Origin of the sequence: Streptomyces sp. URMC 127 (genome assembly GCF_051386535.1) — a bacterium.
In the GTDB taxonomy this organism is placed as follows: domain Bacteria; phylum Actinomycetota; class Actinomycetes; order Streptomycetales; family Streptomycetaceae; genus Streptomyces.
The window spans coordinates 15,219-33,583 of sequence record NZ_JBPQTW010000037.1 but is presented as its reverse complement, the minus strand read 5'-3'; the positions used below and the strand labels follow the sequence as shown (position 1 = coordinate 33,583).

The 18,365-nt window shown below is 69.4% G+C and carries 12 protein-coding genes; 8 read left to right on the top strand and 4 right to left on the bottom strand.

Annotation, left to right across the window (positions count from 1 at the left end; genetic code table 11):
- Positions 1 to 43 precede the first annotated feature (43 nt).
- From acnA to ACSNOH_RS11680, 4 genes are all read left to right on the top strand, one after another.
- Complete coding sequence (acnA, locus tag ACSNOH_RS11695; RefSeq protein WP_436721187.1) at positions 44 to 2,758, top strand: aconitate hydratase AcnA; 2,715 nt, start codon at positions 44 to 46, stop codon at positions 2,756 to 2,758.
- 196 nt (positions 2,759 to 2,954) lie between these two features.
- Positions 2,955 to 3,233, top strand: a complete 279-nt coding sequence (locus tag ACSNOH_RS11690) for a hypothetical protein (RefSeq protein ID WP_436721186.1) — start codon at positions 2,955 to 2,957, stop codon at positions 3,231 to 3,233.
- A gap of 29 nt (positions 3,234 to 3,262) precedes the next feature.
- Entirely contained in the window at positions 3,263 to 3,598 is a 336-nt protein-coding gene (locus ACSNOH_RS11685; RefSeq protein ID WP_436721185.1) for a hypothetical protein, read from the top strand.
- Positions 3,599 to 3,687: 89 nt separating this feature from the next.
- Positions 3,688 to 4,947: a hypothetical protein gene (locus ACSNOH_RS11680; protein WP_436721184.1), complete on the top strand. Its 1,260-nt coding sequence runs from the start codon at positions 3,688 to 3,690 to the stop codon at positions 4,945 to 4,947.
- Positions 4,948 to 5,025: 78 nt separating this feature from the next.
- Here ACSNOH_RS11680 and ACSNOH_RS11675 read toward each other — a convergent pair whose 3' ends face one another.
- Together ACSNOH_RS11675 and ACSNOH_RS11670 are read right to left on the bottom strand one after the other, a co-directional pair.
- The gene (locus ACSNOH_RS11675; RefSeq protein WP_436721183.1) at positions 5,026 to 6,075 is read right to left on the bottom strand and encodes an FG-GAP repeat domain-containing protein; all 1,050 of its coding nucleotides are present in this window, start codon (positions 6,073 to 6,075) and stop codon (positions 5,026 to 5,028) included.
- Positions 6,076 to 6,198: 123 nt separating this feature from the next.
- Complete coding sequence (locus ACSNOH_RS11670; protein ID WP_436721182.1) at positions 6,199 to 10,188, bottom strand: GH92 family glycosyl hydrolase; 3,990 nt, start codon at positions 10,186 to 10,188, stop codon at positions 6,199 to 6,201.
- A 487-nt stretch (positions 10,189 to 10,675) separates the two neighbouring features.
- On the opposite strand from ACSNOH_RS11670, the gene ngcE reads away from it, so the two are divergent.
- The 4 genes from ngcE to ACSNOH_RS11650 all read left to right on the top strand — a co-directional run bounded on the left by ngcE (position 10,676) and on the right by ACSNOH_RS11650 (position 14,799).
- Entirely contained in the window at positions 10,676 to 12,112 is a 1,437-nt protein-coding gene (ngcE, locus tag ACSNOH_RS11665) for an N-acetylglucosamine/diacetylchitobiose ABC transporter substrate-binding protein (RefSeq protein WP_436721181.1), read from the top strand.
- A 175-nt stretch (positions 12,113 to 12,287) separates the two neighbouring features.
- Positions 12,288 to 13,205 (top strand): carbohydrate ABC transporter permease, encoded by a 918-nt coding sequence (locus ACSNOH_RS11660; RefSeq protein ID WP_436721180.1) that lies wholly within the window; start codon positions 12,288 to 12,290, stop codon positions 13,203 to 13,205.
- Complete coding sequence (locus ACSNOH_RS11655; RefSeq protein ID WP_436721179.1) at positions 13,205 to 14,122, top strand: carbohydrate ABC transporter permease; 918 nt, start codon at positions 13,205 to 13,207, stop codon at positions 14,120 to 14,122. Before ACSNOH_RS11660 ends, ACSNOH_RS11655 begins: the two co-directional genes overlap by 1 nt.
- 68 nt (positions 14,123 to 14,190) lie before the next feature.
- The gene (locus ACSNOH_RS11650) at positions 14,191 to 14,799 is read left to right on the top strand and encodes a hypothetical protein (protein WP_436721178.1); all 609 of its coding nucleotides are present in this window, start codon (positions 14,191 to 14,193) and stop codon (positions 14,797 to 14,799) included.
- Positions 14,800 to 14,946: 147 nt separating this feature from the next.
- Here ACSNOH_RS11650 and ACSNOH_RS11645 read toward each other — a convergent pair whose 3' ends face one another.
- Positions 14,947 to 16,434 carry an FG-GAP-like repeat-containing protein gene (locus ACSNOH_RS11645; RefSeq protein WP_436721177.1) on the bottom strand — a complete coding sequence of 496 codons (1,488 nt, stop codon included), beginning with the start codon at positions 16,432 to 16,434 and terminating at the stop codon, positions 14,947 to 14,949.
- Between the two features lie 281 nt (positions 16,435 to 16,715).
- The gene (locus ACSNOH_RS11640) at positions 16,716 to 18,260 is read right to left on the bottom strand and encodes an FG-GAP-like repeat-containing protein (protein ID WP_436721176.1); all 1,545 of its coding nucleotides are present in this window, start codon (positions 18,258 to 18,260) and stop codon (positions 16,716 to 16,718) included.
- Between the last annotated feature and the right edge of the window lie 105 nt (positions 18,261 to 18,365).

Sequence of the window (18,365 nt, the reverse complement as noted above, 5' to 3'; positions counted from 1 at the left end):
AGGATGGCCGCAGTACGCGAATTCATGCATGAAGGAGACTGTCGTGTCGGCGAACAGCTTCGACGCCCGCAGCACGCTGCAGGTGGGCGACGAGTCGTACGAGATCTTCCGGCTGGACAAGGTCGAGGGCTCCGCACGCCTTCCCTACAGCCTGAAGGTGCTGCTGGAGAACCTGCTCCGCACGGAGGACGGCGCGAACATCACCGCCGACCACATCCGCGCGCTGGGCAACTGGGACTCCCAGGCCCAGCCCAGCCAGGAGATCCAGTTCACGCCGGCCCGCGTGATCATGCAGGACTTCACCGGCGTCCCCTGCGTCGTCGACCTCGCCACCATGCGCGAGGCCGTCAAGGAGCTCGGCGGCGACCCGGCGAAGGTCAACCCGCTCTCCCCGGCCGAGCTGGTCATCGACCACTCCGTCATCGCCGACAAGTTCGGCACGAAGGACGCCTTCGGCCAGAACGTCGAGCTGGAGTACGGCCGCAACAAGGAGCGCTACCAGTTCCTGCGCTGGGGCCAGACCGCCTTCGACGACTTCAAGGTCGTCCCCCCGGGCACCGGCATCGTCCACCAGGTGAACATCGAGCACCTGGCCCGTACCGTCATGGTCCGTAACGGCCAGGCCTACCCGGACACCCTGGTCGGCACCGACTCGCACACCACCATGGTCAACGGCCTCGGCGTGCTCGGCTGGGGCGTCGGCGGCATCGAGGCCGAGGCCGCGATGCTCGGCCAGCCGGTCTCCATGCTCATCCCGCGCGTCGTCGGCTTCAAGCTGACCGGCGAGCTGCCCACCGGCACCACCGCCACCGACCTCGTCCTCACGATCACCGAGATGCTGCGCAAGCACGGCGTCGTCGGCAAGTTCGTCGAGTTCTACGGCGAGGGCGTCGCCGCCACCTCGCTGGCCAACCGCGCCACCATCGGCAACATGTCGCCGGAGTTCGGCTCCACCGCCGCGATCTTCCCGATCGACGGCGAGACCCTGAACTACCTCAAGCTGACGGGCCGCAGCGAGCAGCAGGTCGCGCTCGTCGAGGCGTACGCCAAGGAGCAGGGCCTCTGGCTCGACCCGGCCGCCGAGCCGGACTTCTCGGAGAAGCTGGAGCTCGACCTCTCCACGGTCGTCCCGTCGATCGCCGGCCCGAAGCGCCCGCAGGACCGCATCGTCCTCGCCGAGGCCAAGGCCCAGTTCGAGCGCGACGTCCTCAACTACGTCTCCACCGCCGACGAGGCGGGCGAGGAGTCCTTCCCGGCCTCCGACTCCCCGGCGGCGTCCAACGGCGTGCCGTCCAACCCGGTCACCGTCACCGCCCCCGACGGCTCGACGTACGAGATCGACCACGGCGCCGTCACCGTCGCCGCGATCACCTCCTGCACCAACACCTCGAACCCCTACGTGATGGTGGCCGCGGCCCTCGTCGCGAAGAAGGCCGTCGAGAAGGGCCTGACCCGCAAGCCGTGGGTCAAGACCACCCTCGCCCCGGGCTCGAAGGTCGTCACCGACTACTTCGACAAGGCGGGCCTGACCCCCTACCTCGACAAGGTCGGCTTCAACCTCGTCGGCTACGGCTGCACCACCTGCATCGGCAACTCCGGCCCGCTGCCGGAGGAGGTCTCCAAGGCCGTCAACGACCACGACCTCGCCGTCACCTCGGTGCTCTCCGGCAACCGCAACTTCGAGGGCCGGATCAACCCCGACGTCAAGATGAACTACCTGGCCTCCCCGCCGCTGGTCGTCGCGTACGCCATCGCGGGCTCCATGAAGGTGGACATCACGCGCGACGCCCTGGGCACGGACCAGGACGGCAACCCGGTCTTCCTCAAGGACATCTGGCCGTCCGAGGCCGAGGTCAACGACGTCGTGGCCAACGCCATCGGCGAGGACATGTTCAGCAAGTCCTACCAGGACGTCTTCGCGGGCGACGCCCAGTGGCAGGCCCTGCCGATCCCGACCGGCAACACCTTCGAGTGGGACGCCGAGTCCACCTACGTCCGCAAGCCCCCGTACTTCGAGGGCATGACGATGGAGACCACCCCGGTCACCGACATCACCGGCGCCCGCGTGCTGGCGAAGCTCGGCGACTCGGTCACCACCGACCACATCTCCCCGGCCGGTGCCATCAAGGCCGACACCCCGGCCGGCAAGTACCTCACCGAGCACGGCGTCGAGCGCCGCGACTTCAACAGCTACGGCTCCCGCCGCGGCAACCACGAGGTCATGATCCGCGGCACGTTCGCCAACATCCGCCTGCGCAACCAGATCGCGCCGGGCACCGAGGGCGGCTACACCCGCGACTTCACGAAGGAAGACGCCCCGGTCTCCTTCATCTACGACGCCTCGCAGAACTACCAGGCCGCCGGCATCCCGCTGGTCATCCTGGGCGGCAAGGAGTACGGCTCCGGCTCGTCCCGCGACTGGGCGGCCAAGGGCACGGCCCTCCTCGGCGTCAAGGCCGTCATCACCGAGTCGTACGAGCGCATCCACCGCTCGAACCTCATCGGCATGGGCGTCCTGCCGCTGCAGTTCCCGGCCGGCCAGTCGGCCGACTCGCTCGGCCTGACCGGTGAGGAGACCTTCTCCATCACGGGCATCACGGAGCTGAACGAGGGCACCACCCCGAGCACGGTCAAGGTCACCACCGACACCGGTGTCGAGTTCGACGCGGTCGTCCGCATCGACACCCCCGGTGAGGCCGACTACTACCGCAACGGCGGCATCATGCAGTACGTGCTGCGCTCGCTGATCCGCAAGTAAGCGCCTACGGCACCCGGTTGAGGGCCGCACCCCGTTCACGGGGTGCGGCCCTCGCGCGTTCATGCGTGCTTTTCGTGTTTTCCACCCTTCCAGGGCATGCATCCAACTCGACCGGGTGATCGGCGGGTTGGGGATGTGTCGGGCCGTGATGTCCTGGTTAAGCTCCCGCCCGGGACGATGGGGGAGGGAGCAAACGATGGGACGCGCCGTGACCTTCGGGGAACTCGGCCTGCTGTGCGGCGAGGAGCTTCCCCGGCGGCTCGCCCTGTCGGGCGTGCTGCTCCCGGCGGCCTCCGGCTCCGAACAGCCCGTGTTCCCGACGCTCGTGAAGTCGGAGAACGGGACGACGGTCGCCTACGCCTGCCAGTTCCGGCAGAACGCCGGCAATCCCCCTCTGCTGGTCGCGCTCGGACTGGCGTCCAGCGACCCCGGTTACAGCACCACGTGCATTCCCGCGGCCATCACCAGCCGCTGACCGCTCCGCTTTTCGAGAAGGGGTACGGAATGGAAAACGCCATCAGCTTCGAGGAACTCGCCACCGTCGCGGGCGAGGTGCTGCCCGAGCGCACCGTGATGGGCATCGTGGCCACGCCGCTCGCCGCTCCCTACGGCGACGGTGACGGCGGTGCCGGTGCCGGTGCCGGCAGCTCCAGCAGCGCGTCGGCCTCGGGCGGCGGCGTGTACGCCCCGGCGCCCGGCAACCACGGCACCACGGTGCTGTCGGCCTGCCAGACCGGCGGCCACGAGGGCACCCCGGGCCTGCTGGGCGAGGTCGTCGGCCTGGGCCGCCAGCCCGCCGCGTACATGACCTGCGTCCCGGCCGCCGTCTCCGGTCACTGACCGGGCAGCGCGCCGATCCACGCACCCCCCGGAAGGGCCGGACGTGTCCGGCCCTTCCCCATGCCCCCTCGCCCCGACGGAGAGCGTTCATGGCACTGCCCGCGCTGGTGGCCGGCACGGAACTGGTCGGTGAGTTCGAGGACTCCGGCTACCGCGAGCCGCCCCACCTCGTCTGCCGCCCCGACGGGCAGGTCGTCCGCCTCCCGCCGCTGCTCTACCGGCTCGCGCGGGCGCTCGACGGCCGGCCCGTGGCGCAGGTGGCCGAGCAGCTCAGCGCCGAGACCGGGCGGCGCTTCGCCGCGGAGCACGTCGTCTTCCTCATCGACAAGAAGCTCGCCCCGCTGGGCGTGTCGACCTACAGCGACGGTTCGCCGCCCCCGCCCGTGGCGCGGGCCGACCCGTTCCTGGCCTTCCGCTTCCGGCTGGCGGTGCTGCCCGAGCGCGCCACGTGGTTCCTCGCCGGGCTGTTCGCCTGGCTGTTCCGGCCGGAGCTGGTCCTGCTCGCGCTGGGCGGCTTCGCCTACGGCGAGACGTGGCTGTGGCTGACCCAGGACACCGGCGCGGCGCTGAGGTCCGTGCTGTCCTCCCCGGCCGACGTCCTCCTCGTCGTCCTCCTGGCCGTCGCCTCCTGCGTGTTCCACGAGATGGGCCACGGCGCGGCCTGCCGCTACGGCGGGGTGCGGCCGGGCGAGATGGGCTGCGGCGTCTATCTGGTCTGGCCCGCCTTCTACACCGACATCACCAGCTCCTACCGGCTGGGCCGCGCCGGGCGCATCCGCGCCGACCTGGGCGGCGTCTACTTCAACGCCCTGTTCGTGCTGGGCCTGCTGGGGCTGTACGGGGCGACGGGGAATCCGCTGCTGCTGGTGGCGGTCCTCTCCGTCCACCTGGAGATGATCCAGCAGCTCCTGCCCACCCTGCGGTTCGACGGCTACTACATCGTGGCGGACCTGGTCGGCATCCCCGACCTGTTCAAGTACATCGGGCCCATCCTCCGGCGGGTCGTGCTCCGGCGCCCGCAGGACGAGAGCCTGAAGGCGCTGAAGCGACGGCCGCAGCTCGTGGTCGCGGCGTGGGTCCTGCTCCTCGTGCCCGCGATGGTGCTGCAACTGGGCATGGTGCTCGTCAACCTGCCGCAGCTGCTGCAGGCGGACTGGCAGACGATCCGGCTCCTGGCCGAGCACGCGGGTGCCTCCGGCTACCCCGTCCTCGGCACGGTCGCGGCGTGCCTGCAGGTCGTGCTGCTCACGCTTCCGGTCGCGGGCGTGACGCTGGCCCTGGTGCGGCCGGCGCGGGCCCTCGTCCGGGGCGTCCGGCGGTGGCGGCCCGGGGGAACCCCCCGGACATAGCCGACGGGCCCGGGCCGCTCGCGCGCAAGGCGTACAGCGGCCCGGGCCTCAACGACGGCCGTCGATGCTGACGTTACGTCAGAACATCAGCCCGTACTGGTTCCAGCCCGAGTTGCCGATCTTGACCTTGTAGTCGTACGGCTGGTCCGTGCGCCCCGTGCCGCGGTACAGCCACAGCGCGCCGTCCTTGTCGCGCGCGATCAGGTCGGCCTTGCCGTCCAGGTCGACGTCGCCGGTGCCCACCATCTTGCTGAACTGGTTCCAGCCGCCGCCGATCCGCTGCTTGTACTCGAACGGCTTGGTGTAGTCGCCGGTGCCCTTGTAGAGCCACAGGACGCCGTCCTTGTCGCGGGCGACGATGTCGGCCTTGCCGTCCCCGGTGAGGTCGCCGCGGCCGGCGATCTCGGTGAACTGGTTCCAGCCGGGGCCGACCTTCTTGCGGCCGGTGAGCGTGCCGTCCGGGTAGGCCAGGTACAGCCACAGGACGCCCTCGCGGTCGCGGACGAGGATGTCCGACTCCTTGCCGCCGCCGAGGTTGCCGGGCGACATGAACTGGTCGTACTGGCCCCAGTCGTCCGCCACGATGCTCGGGCTCTTGCCGGCCGGGGCGAAGATGATGTTCTGCGCGTTGTCGCGGACGTACAGGCCGTCGGCGATGCCGTCCCGGTCGTGGTCGACGCGGGCGGCGGAGTTGATCGCGCTCCAGCCGTTGGTGACGTACTCCTTGGGCGTGATGCCGCCCTTGCCGTCGGGCCAGTAGAAGTACAGGTCGTCGTTGTTGACGGCGCTCAGCGGGAGGAACGGGGCCTCGGCGGTGGGGCCGCCGGCCCCCACGCCCTTGACGCCCGTGCGCGGGGCCGCGAGACGGGGAGCCTTCGGGGCGGTGGCGCCCGGCTTCGGGTAGTCGCCCGGCTTCGCCTCGCCGCGCAGCGCCTCGGAGCGGTGCTTGAGCGAGGTGCCGGCGGGCAGCTCGGCGGCCCGCTCGGCCGCGGTGGCGGCGCGGGAGGGGGCCTTGGGGCCGTCCGCGAGCGCGGTGCCGGCGGTGGTGCCGACCAGGGCGGCGGCTATCGCCGCGGTGGCGATGCGCTGTACCGCGCGGGAGCGCGGGCGGCCGGGAAGGTGAGCCACGTGGGTTCTCCAGAGGGTCTCAGCGAAGAGCGGCGCGCCCCTGTCAGGGGCACGCCACTGGATCCACGTGATCGTTTCACAGTTTCTTTACGTGTCAACGGCTTCTTTACGCGTCAGCGGCCTTTATGCGGATCTCGCCCCCAATAGCTCGATCTCGGCCAGGACGTGATCGCCGCCGTCGGCCGGCCGCAGCCGGTAGTGCCGGTACGCACCGGGCCGGGCCACCGAGAAGACCCGCGTCTGCCGGTCCCAGGAGAAGGCCTCGCCCGTGCGGCGGTCGACCTCCTGCCATGCTCCGGTGCCGTCCGCCGAGCCCTCCAGCACCCAGCCGTCCGGCGCCTTCGCCCGCTCGGCGGAGGTCAGGGTGTACGAGGTGACGCGCGCGCCGGACGGCACCCGCAGCAGGGCCGTGCCGAAGGAGACGTCCGTGACCGACGTGTCGTCGGTGAGGGGCGAGGTGCCCGGCGCCGTCAGGTCCTCCTCGGGCACGGGAGCCTCGAAGTCCTTGCTGATGGACACCGGGCCGTCGTCGCGGCCGCTGCCCCAGGACGACGGCTGCGGGCCCATGGCGAACTCCAGGACCGCCCCCCTGGCCAGGACCGCGTGCGGCAGCGCCGTCGACCGCCAGGGCTTGCCGTTGACCCGCAGCCCCTGCACGTACACGTTGCGGGCGCTGTTGAGCGGCGCCTTGACCACCACGTCCCGGCCGCCCTCCAGATGGAGCGTGGCCTTCCGGAAGAGCGGCGACCCGATCGCGTACTCGCCGCTGCCCATCACCAGCGGGTAGAAGCCCAGCGCGCTGAACAGGTACCAGGCCGACATCTCGCCGTTGTCGTCGTCGCCCGGGTAGCCCTGCCCGATCTCGCTGCCGAGGTAGAGCCGGGACAGCACCTCGCGCACCTTCGCCTGCGTCTTCCACGGCTGCCCGGCGGCGTCGTAGAGGTACGCGATGTGGTGCGAGACCTGGTTGCTGTGGCCGTACATGCCCATCCGGACGTCCCGCGCCTCGGTCATCTCGTGGATGACCCCGCCGTACGAGCCGGCGAACTCGGGCGCCCCCGTCTCGGGCGTGCCGAAGAACTGGTCGAGCTTGTCCGCGAGGCCCTCGCGGCCGCCGTAGAGCCCGGCCAGGCCGCGGGTGTCCTGCGGGGCGTGGAAGGCGAAGTTCCAGCCGTTGGTCTCGGTGTAGTCGTTGCCCCAGACGTGCGGGTCGTAGCGGCCGGGCGGCAGGCGCCGCGAGCCGTCGGCGTTGCGGCCCTGGAAGAAGCCGATCGCGGGGTCGAAGAGCTTCACGTAGTTGCGGGCACGGTTGAGGAAGTACGCCGACTCGTCGCGGTAGCGGGCCTTGCGGGTGCGCTCGTGGAGGGCCTTGGCCATCGTCGCGAGACCGTAGTCGTTGAGGTAGCCCTCCAGGGCCCAGGACATGCCCTCGCGGGTGGTCGTGCTCGTCCAGCCGAGGAAGGGAGAGGTCTCCATGCCCTTGCGGCCGACGCCGGGCTGGGCCGGCACGACGGTGGCGTTCTTGAGCGCCGCCTCGTACGCGGCCTCCGCGTCGAAGGAGACGCCCTTGGCGTAGGCGTCGGCGAAGGCCACGTCGGAGCTCGTGCCCGTCATCAGGTCGGCGTAGCCGGGGGAGGACCAGCGCGAGATCCAGCCGCCGTCCTTGTACTGCTGCACGAAGCCGTCGACGAGCCGTCCCGCCTGCCCGGGCGTGAGGAGGGAGTAGGCGGGCCAGGTGGTGCGGTAGGTGTCCCAGAAGCCGTTGTTGACGTACACCTCGCCGTCGGCGATCCGCGCTCCCGTACGGGTCGGCGTGCTCTCGCCCTCGGGAGGGGAGAAGGGGCTCGCGTAGCGGTGGCGCGGGCGGGCGCGGGTGCCGGTGTTCTCGAAGCCGGAGTTGGGATAGAGGTAGAGGCGGTAGAGGCTGGAGTAGAGGGTGGTGAGCTGGTCGCGGCTCGCGCCCTCGACCTCGACGCGGCCGAGGAGGCCGTCCCAGGCGGCGCGGGCACGGTCGTGGACGCGGCCGAAGGAGGTGCCCTCGGGGATCTCCTGCTCCAGGTTGGCCTTCGCCTGCTCGGTGCCGATGAGGGACGTCGCGATGCGCAGGGTGACGGTGCGGTCCCGGCCGGGGGCGAGGCGCAGCCAGCCGGTGGTGCCGGTGCCGGTGCCGGCGTCGTCTCCCGGTGTGCCGCTCGCGGTGACGGGCGTGTCGAGCACCCCGTAGACGAACATGCGGCCCGCGCCGGCGGACAGCCCGCTGCGGACGTCCGAATAGGCGGTGAAGGAGCGGGTGCCGGGGTCGAGGGTGAGGCCGCCCTGGTTGCGGACGTTGTCGAGGACGAGGGCGGCGCTGCCGGCTCCGGTGTGCTTGCCGGTGTCGTTACCGGTGTTGTTGTTGCCGATGTTGTGGTCGGTTTCCTTGCCGGTGTCCTCCGGATAGGTGAAGCGCATGATCGCGGCGTGGTCGGTGGGCGCGATCTCGGCCTTGAGGCCGTTGTCGAAGGTGACGCCGTAGTAGTGCGGGCGGGCGGTCTCGCGGGCGTGGTGGAAGGGGAGGGCGCGGGCGGTGCGGCCGGTGTCCGGGGGGCCGGTGCCGCCCTTGGCGACGGCCGGCATCACCTGGAAGGTCTGCCGGTCGCCCATCCACGGGCTCGGCTGGTGGCTCGCGCTGAACGCCTGGATGGTCGGCAGGTTGTCGGCGTTGTTGGCGGCGGCGTACTGGTAGAGCCAGTCCATGGCGCCCGCGTTCGTGACCGGCGTCCAGAAGTTGAAGCCGTGGGGGACGGCGGTCGCGGGGAAGGTGTTGCCGCGGGAGAAGCTCGCGCTGGAGTGGGTGCCGCGGGTGGTCACCGCGTAGTCGGCCGGGTGCGCCGGGGGCTTCTCGGCCGGGGCCGGGGCGAGGGAGACGTCGTCCACCCAGCCGCGGAACTTCGCCGGCCCGGCGGGGGAGTCGTACGCGACGAGCACCCGGGCCACGGTCTTGCCCGCCGCCACGGACCCGATGCCGGACTCCTTGTTGTTCCACTGGTTGGCGTAGAGCGTGCGGGAGGCGGCCTGGCCGCGGGGCGTGAGGGGCGCGCCGTGCTGGTCCACCGCGCCGAGGTCGCTCAGATAGGTGCCGTCCGTGAAGGCGAGGTCCAGGGACACGTGGGTGGCCGGGTAGCGCAGGTCGACCTCGGGCATCGAGGGGAAGACCTTGTAGGAGAGGACGGTGCGCGCAGTGACGCGCAGGCCGCCGCCGCCCATCGAGAAGACCTTGTTGTAGGAGTAGGCGCGGCCCATGGCCTGGTGGGCGCCGCCGTAGCGCAGGGCGCGGCGGCCGGAGAAGCCGGCGCGCGCCTTGGCGGTGGGGGAGCCCTTGGGGCCGCCGTCGACGTAGCTGCGCATGTCGGAGGGCGGCGGCGGGCCGGTGTAGTACGGCGCCAGCTGCACCTCGGCGAGCTGGGTGATGTCCTCGCCGCTGTTGCGGGTTAAGTCGAGCCGGTAGTGGCGGTAGGGGGTGGTGTTGGTGAAGGTGAACTCGCGGGTCTGGAAGCGCTTGCTGAAGGTCTCGCCCTTGCGGGTGTCGAGCGGCGTCCAGCCCTTGCCGTCCTGCGAGCCCTGCAGGACCCAGTCGCGGGGGTCGCGGCCGGGGGCGTCGTTGGCGGACGTCAGGGCGTAGCGCACGGCGGTGACGGGCTCGGCGAGGTCGAACTCCAGCCAGGCCCCGGCCTTCTCGAAGGTGAGCCATTTGGTGGTGCTCTCGCCGTCGACGAGGTTCTCCTTGACCTCGCCGGAGCCGGCGTTCTCACCGCTCGCCCGGACGTCGGTGACGGAGTCGGTCACGTTGCCCGGGATGCCGCGGGAGTCGTTGCCGTCGACGCCGGAGGTGCGCTTGCGGCCGTCGGGGGTGGCGTCGACGGTGTTGCGCCAGTCGGGCTGGGGGTCGCCCGGTTCGAAGGAGGAGAAGAAGCGGTCGGCGGGGCGGGGGGCCCGGGCCTCGGCGGGAGCGGCTCGGGGGAGCTGAAGTTCCGTCATAAGGATGACGGCCAGAAGGAGTACGAGTGAGCGGGCGGGGCCGGGCCATCGGTGTCGTCGGGGTCCGTGCCAGTACCGCCGCCGTCCCTGCCGCATCGCATGTCTCCCATGTCTCGCAACGTGCAGACAACGTTGTCAAGTGAGCCGCGCAGAGATAAGTAGGGCGTGAGGGGCGGGTGGTGTCAAGGGTCTCGGAGGTGGTGTCGTCACCACCGGGCTTGCCGCCCGGACGGGACCTCGTCCGGACGGGACTCGTACCGTGGGAGGTCTCAACTAGAGAAAGACTGACGGCAGAAGCCGCTTCCGATCTTGCCCAGTTGGTGAGAAGTGGACTATACCTGTCGGCTACCGGGGAGGCTCCGAGGGCCGCCGCGGCGGATCCGGGGGAGCGCGGCAGGGGGGAGCGCCGCGGCCACGTCACCGCTCCCGGCGCACGCATCCAGCACACCCAGCACACCAAGCACCACACCAAGCTTCAACTGACCCGCGGTGTCGGGCCCTTCGGCAACTCTTGTGAGCAAGGGGAGTACCGGTGCACCGCCTGAGTCCTGGAGAAGGCGAGGACTTGAGCATGGGATCGAGCATGGGATCCACAGGGGAATTCGGCCGGCGCGACCTGATCAAGAGAGCGGCCGCACTCGGCCTGATCGCGGTGCCGTCGATGAGCGTGCTGACCGCCTGCGCGTCGGGCGGCGGCAGCGACGACAACAAGGTCGACAAGGGGACGAAGAGCGAGAAGAACCCGCTCGCGGTCAACGAGTCCGCGCCGCTCGACATCGTCATCTTCGACGGCGGGTTCGGCCAGCAGTACGCCAAGGACGCCGAGGCCGAATACAAGGCGGCGTATCCCAAGGCCCAGGTCAAGCACGCGGCCACCCAGGAGATCCAGACCCAGCTCCAGCCCCGCTTCAACGGCGGAACGCCGCCGGACCTGATCGACAACTCCGGTGCCAAGCAGATGGACATGGGCACCCTGGTGGGCAAGAAGCAGCTGACCGACCTCAATGCGCTGCTGGACGCGCCGTCGGTCGACGACCCGTCGAAGAAGGTACGGGACACGCTGCGGCCGGGCGTCGTCGAAATGGGGCAGTTCGAGGGCCAGGAGACGTGGGTCCTCTACTACGCGTACACGGTCTACGGCGTCTGGTACTCGAAGACGGCGCTGGAGAAGCTGGACGCGCAGTATCCGGAGACGTGGGACGAGATGCTCGCCGTCTGTGAGAAGGCGAAGAAGAAGGGCATCGCCGGGTGGACGTACCCCGGCAAATTCCCGTACTACCTGCCGTTCAGCCTCTACCCCTTCATCGCGAAGATCGGCGGGCGGGAGGTGCTCGACCGGATCGACAACCTGGAGCCGAACGCCTGGAAGGACCCGGCGGTCAAGGCGGCGTTCGAGGCCTATTACGAGCTCTACAAGAAGGGCTACATCCTCCAGGGCACCCCGGGCCTCACCCACATCGAGTCGCAGACGGCCTGGAACGAGGGCAAGGCCCTGTTCATCCCCAACGGTTCGTGGGTCGAGAACGAGTCGAAGAAGACCACTCCCGCCGACTTCAAGATGGCGGTCGGGGCGCCGTCGAGCCTGGACGCGAAGCGGGACAAGATGCCGTTCGGCACGATCTGGGCCTCGGGCGGCGAGCCGTTCATCGTGCCGAAGAACGCGAAGAACCCGCAGGGCGGCATGGAATTGCTGCGCATCATGCTGGGCAAGAAATCCTCGCAGAACTTCATCAAGCAGGTCTCGTCCCTGACCTCGCTCAACGGCGGGACGGAGGGACTGACCCTGCCGCCGGGCCTCACCTCGTGCCAGGAGGCCCTCACCAAGGCGGACAAGAACGTGGTCAACCCGCGCCTCGGCGACTGGTACACGGCCCTGCAGAAGGAGAAGATCGGCGTGGCCGCGCTGGGCGAGATGATGGCGGGCCGCATGACCCCGGACGAGACGATCGCGAAGATCCAGAAGTTCGCGGACGACGCGCGGGCGGACGGCTCGATCAAGAAGTACAGGCACAAGTCGTAAGGCTGGGGCATGTCGTAGGGCATGTCGTAAGGCATGCAGGCATGCCATAAGGCACGTCGTAGGGCAGGTCTTAGGGCACGTCTTAGGCGGCGGCGCGCGCCGGGGAAACCCCTGCCGCGTTCCGCCGCCCCGCACCCGCGGCTCCGCGCTCGCGGGAGATCGGGGTCGAAAGGCAATGCAGCACGGTAAGTACCGGTTCATCGCGGGGTTCCTGGCCGTACCCCTGGTGATCTACGCGGTGTTCGTGATCTCGCCGTTCCTCCAGGCCATCTACTACTCCTTCACGGACTGGACGGGCCTGAGTCCCGACTTCGAGATGGTCGGGTTCGGCAACTACCGGAAGATGTTCGAGGACGAGGTCTTCTGGAAGTCCGTCGGCCACAACGTCCTGTTGCTGCTGGTGCTGCCGCTGGTGACGCTCGGGCTGGGCCTCTTCTTCGCCTTCATGCTGAACGTCGGCGGGCGGCGGAGGAAGAACGCGGCGGTGGCGGGCGTCCGCGGCTCCGGCTTCTACAAGGTGGTGTACTTCTTCCCGCAGGTGCTCTCGATCGCCATCGTGGCGCTGCTGTTCCAGTTCGCGTACAACCCGAACAGCGGCGCGCTCAACTCCTTCCTCAGCGCCGTCGGCCTGGACTCGGTGCAGCCGAACTGGCTCGGTGACCCGGATCTGGCGCTGTGGTGCGTGATGGCGGTGATGGTGTGGAGCAACGTGGGCTTCTACGTGGTCCTGTTCTCCGCCGGAATGAGCTCGATCCCCCGGGACTTCTACGAGGCGGCGCTGCTGGACGGCGCGAACCGTATCCAGACGTTCTTCAGGATCACGCTCCCTCTTCTCTGGGACACCGTCCAGACCGGCTGGGTCTACATGGGCATCATGGCGCTCGACGGATTCGCGGTGGTCCAGATCATGACGGTGGGCCCCGGCGGACCGGACTATTCGACCGAAGTGCTCGCGTACTTCCTCTACACCAAGGCATTCCGCGACGGGCAGGCCGGATACGCGACGACGCTCGGCGTCGCCCTGCTCATCGTCACCATGATCTTCGCCGGCATCGTGATGAAGCTGGGCCGGCGCGAACGGCTGGAGTTCTGATGGGCGGCGTGGAGACGAAACCCGCGGCGGAGGCGGAAGAGACGCCCGGGGGCGTGGTGGTGGATTCCCCGGAGGGCCGCCTCGGCACCGAAGGAAGGGTCCTCAACGTCTTCTCGCACGGCGTGCTGATCCTGTGGGCGCTGATGGTGACGCTGCCGCTGCTGTGGGCGGTGATGAGCGCCCTCAAGGACGACAGGGCCATCTTCACCTCGCCCTGGGCGCTGCCCACGAGCCTGCACTTCGACAACTGGTCGCGGGCGTGGTCCCAGGCGCACATGAGCGAGTACTTCTTCAACTCGATCGTGGTGGTGGCGGGCTCGCTCTTCGGCACGATGCTGCTGGGCTCGATGGCGGCGTACGTCCTCGCGCGGTTCGAATTCCCGGGGAACCGCTTTGTCTACTACCTGTTCGTGGGCGGGATGAGCTTCCCGGTGATCCTGGCCCTCGTCCCGCTGTTCTTCGTCATGAAGAACATGCAGCTGCTGGACACGTACCACGGCCTGATCCTCGTCTACATCGCGTACTCGCTCCCGTTCACGATCTTCTTCCTGAGCGGTTTCTTCAAAACCCTGCCGAGCTCGGTGGCCGAGGCGGCCCTCATCGACGGCGCCTCGCACACGAGGACCTTCTTCCAGGTGATGCTGCCGATGGCCAAGCCGGGCCTGATCAGCGTCGGCATCTTCAACTTCCTGGGCCAGTGGAACCAGTACCTGCTGCCGGCGGTCCTGAACGTGGGCGACGAGGACAAGAAGCTCCTCCCGCAGGGCCTTGTAGCCCTGGCCGTGAGCCAGGGCTACAAGGGCGACTGGTCGGGCCTCTTCGCGGGCCTGGTCATCGCGATGCTTCCGGTGCTGGCGGCGTACATCGTCTTCCAGCGCCAGGTGCAGGCGGGGCTGACGGCGGGGGCGCTGAAGTAGCTGAAGCAACGGTCCGGGGCTCTCCGGGAGACCTGGAGAGCCCCGGAACGGGGTTACGGGCGGCGGCCGTGGTTGTGGTCACGGTCGTGGTCGTGGTCGTGGCGATCGTCGTGCCGGTCGTCGTGGCGGTCGTCGTGGCGGTCATCACGGCGGTCGTCGTGCCGGTCGTCCTGACGGTCGTCGCGACGGTGATCGTCGTGCCGTCCGTGATCGTCGTGCCGGCCGTGGTCGTCATGCCGGCCGTGGTCGTCATGCCGTCCGTGATCGTCGTGTCGGCCGTAGTCATCGTCCCGGCCGTGGTCGTCATCTCGGCGGTGGTCGTCATCTCGGCGGTGGTCGTCCCGGCCGTGGTCGTCGTCGTGGTGGTGGACCTCGGAGGGGTGCACCCACCAGCCGTTCCGGCAGACGCGGCCCTCGGCGTCACGATCACCTTCGTCGTAGACGCCGCTGCCTCTGGTCTCGCCGTTGGGCCCGGGCCGCGCGCTCGAATAGACGTACCGGCAGTCGGCGGGAGCCGGCGGAGTCCCGGGCGCCGCGGCCTGCGCCACCGGGAGCACGGGCAACGCGGCACCGGCGGCGCAGAGAACCACCAGCGCTGCACGCACAACATTTCGCATTCGGATCGCCCTTCGTCGAGGGGGCCGCGCCCTCGCGCGACCCTGGAGACACCACGATGACGAAAGAGAAGCGATGAGCTGTGACATATCCACACCACACCACACGAATGCGTATTGTGGTGTGTTAGGCGATAAATGTGACAGTAGTGAAGGTGTGGGCCGGCTGTCGCGCGGCGAGCGGCCACCCTCGGCCGGCCCGCGGAAGCATCAGATCCGGACGCGGTAGCCCGGACCGGCGCCGGTGGCGATGCGGCCGTAGTCCGCCCATCCGCCGCGTCCGTCGCCGCCCTGGTTCACGAGGGCGTCGACGGCACCGTTGTCGTGGACGATCAGGTGGTCGGCCCTGCCGTCGCCGTCGATGTCGGCGAAGCGGATGCCGGCGCCGGGCGCCGGAGTGCGGGAGACGATGATGCCCTGGTCGATCCAGTCTCCGTGTCCGTCGCCGCCCTCGTTGAGCCAGGCGTGCACGGCGCCGTTGTCTTCGACGACAAGGTAATCGGCCCTGCGGTCGTCATTGATGTCGGCGAATCGGACCTTGTTCCTGGGCGCGCCGGTGCCGGTGGCGATGACGCCGCGGTCCTCCCAGCCCCCTTGCCCGTCGCCACCCTTGTTGATGTACGCGTGGACGGCGCCGTTGTCTTCGACGACGAGGTAGTCGGCCTTACGGTCACCGTTGATGTCGGCGAATCGGACCTTGTAGCCGGGGGCTCCGGTGCCGGTGGCGATGACGCCGCGGTCGTCCCAGTCGTCCTTGGCGCCGCTGCTCGTGTTGATCCAGGCGTGCACGGCACCGCTGTCCTCAAGGACGAGGTAGTCCGCCTTGCGGTCGCCGTTGATGTCGGCGAAGCGGACTTTGGAGCCCGGTGCGCCCGTGCCCGTGGCGATGACGCCCTTGTTGATCCAGCTGCCGTGTCCGTCGCCGCCGCCGTTGACGTAAGCGCGTACGGCGCCGTTGTCGTCGACGACGAGATAGTCGGCCCTGCCGTCGCCGTTGATGTCCACCTGGTAGTCGCCGAGCGGGGCCTCGCGGGGCGCGGCCGGCTTGATGTCCACGCGCTCGCGCACCCAGCCGTCGCCCGCGGCGCGGGCCAGTCCCTCGTAGAAGGCGTTCGCCATCTTGGCGTAGCCGTTGTCGTTGGGGTGGAGACGGTCGTTGAGGTCCCGGGTGGCGAGCGCGCCCATGTCGACGTACCCCACCTTGAAGCCCTTGCTCCGCCGCTCGGCGACCAGGCGCGGAACCTCGGCGTTGAACTTCTCGACGCGTCTTTGCACCTCCGCCGACTGCGACGGCACGAGGGAGGAGACGAGCAGCGTCATGTCGGGCGCGGCGCGGGTGATCTGGTCGATCAGACGGCCGAGCCGGGCGGGAGCACCGTCCACGTCGTTGTTGAGGTCCATGTCGTTGGTGCCGATGTTGAGGAGCACCACGTTCGGGCCTGCCGCCGGCAGCCACTGCTCGATGTTCTCGGAGAGGTCGGAGATCTGCCATCCCGAGTGGCCTTCGTGCTCGGCGCCGTTGGTGCGCAGCGAGCCGACGAACTGCAGGGAGTCGGCGTGAGAGGCGAGCTTGTCGCGCAGGGCGATGCGGTAGCCGTTCTGGGTGGAGCTGCCGGCACCCCGGGTGATCGAGTCACCGAGGGGCATGACCGCCAGGCGCGGCACCTTCCAGTTCTGCTGGCCGACGGGGGCGGTCACCGCGGCGGTGCCCGGGGCTGGCGCCGCAGTGGCGGGGGCGGCGGCCGTGACCGCCAGGCTCGTCGTCAGTGCCGCAGCGAGGGCCGTTGTGAGAAGCCGCGCTGCGGAGCGAGGACGAGGACGAGGGTGAGGATGAGCGTGGGGCATGTGCAGGGGTCTTTCCATGAGGGCTGCCGCCGCTCGGGGAGGCAGCCGGGACGAATGCGGAGCCCCGCGCCGGTCGGGGCGCGGGGCTCGGTCACATCTGCCGAGGAGCCGGCGGATCGAGACGGAAGGCGAGGTCAGATACGGACCTTGCTACCGGGTGCGCCGGTACCGGTGGCGATGACGCCGCGGTCGTCCCAGTCATCCTTGGTGCCGCTGCTCTTGTTGAGCCAGGCGTGGACGGCGCCGTTGTCCTCGACAACGAGGTAGTCGGCCTTACGGTCACCGTTGATGTCGGCGAATCGGACCTTGTTCCCGGGGGCTCCGGTGCCGGTGGCGATGATGCCGCGGTCCTGCCAGTCGTCCTTGGTGCCGCTGCTCTTGTTGAGCCAGGCGTGGACGGCGCCGTTGTCCTCGACAACGAGGTAGTCGGCTTTGCCGTCGTCGTTGATGTCGGCGAATCGGACCTTGTGCCCTGGTGCGCCGGTGCCGGTGGCGATCACGCCGCGGTCGTCCCAGCCCCCTTGCCCGTCGCCACCCTTGTTGATGTACGCGTGGACGGCGCCGTTGTCCTCGACGACGAGGTAGTCGGCCTTGCCGTCGTCGTTGATGTCGGCAAAGCGGATCTTGTTCGGGGAGACGCCGACGCCCGTGGCGATCACACCGCGGTTGATCCAGCTGTCCTTGGCGACCTTGGTGTTGTTGATGTACGCCCGAACGCCGCCCTTGTCGTCGACGACCAGATAATCGGCCCTGCGGTCGCCGTCGATGTCGGCGAAGCGGACCTTGCTCGCGGGGGCGCCGGTGCCGGTCGCGATGACGCCCTGGCCGCTCCAGTCGTCCTTGACACCCTCGCTCTTGTTGATCCAGGCGCGGACGGCGCCGTTGTCTTCGAGGACGAGGTAATCGGCCTTGCCGTCGCCGTTGATGTCGATGTTGGAGTCCACCGGAGCCTCGCTCACGGGCTCTTTCCGGTTGACCTGCTCGCGAATCCAGCCGGTGATGTCGTCGGCGCGGGTACCGATCGCCCCGGTGCGGGTCTCCTTGGGGTCGATGCCAAGACAACCGCCCTGCCAGGACCTGCTGTTAATGCCGGCAAGTTCGTACCGTCCACCTGTATTGCGCAGAGCCGGGCCGCCGGTGTCGCCCTTGCACATGGTGGCGCCGTTGGCCTTGGAGGTCATGCTGAACGTGGTGTTCTCGGCCTTGTCCAGGGTGAACTGGCCGTAGTGGACGCGGTCGGGCACCCACTCGTCCTTGGTGCGGCCATAGCCTGCGAGCCACAGGCTCTCGCCGGGGAGGGGCGCTTGGGGGCTGAGGGCAACCGGAGCGATGCCGGTGAGGGGCTTGGCGAGCTTGGCCATGACCAGGTCGCGGTCCTCGCGCGGCACGAGCTCGACAACCCGGGCTTCATTGCCGCCGGTGGTGGCCTTGGCCGGGAGACTCGGGGCGCCGGGAGCAACCTTGTAGCTTTGCGCCGGGTTGTCGGCGAAGCAGCTGGCTGCGGTGACCAGCCACTGCGGGGCGACGAGGGCGGCCGAGCAGCCGCGCTGGCCGCCACCTATGTCGAGCTTCGTGGTAAAGGCGTAGGAGCCGTCCTTGTCCGGCTCACCGACGACCGCGCCGGCCTCGGCGCCATTGACTACGCCGACGGCTACGACGGATACGAGTAGTCCGGTCATCCACGCTGTGCGTGTGCGTACGGCAGGCATGCTGATTCTCCTTTGGGACGGAACTGGGGGAGCGGGAATGGTGGTACGTATCAGCCGATGACGCGCAGCTGAGCC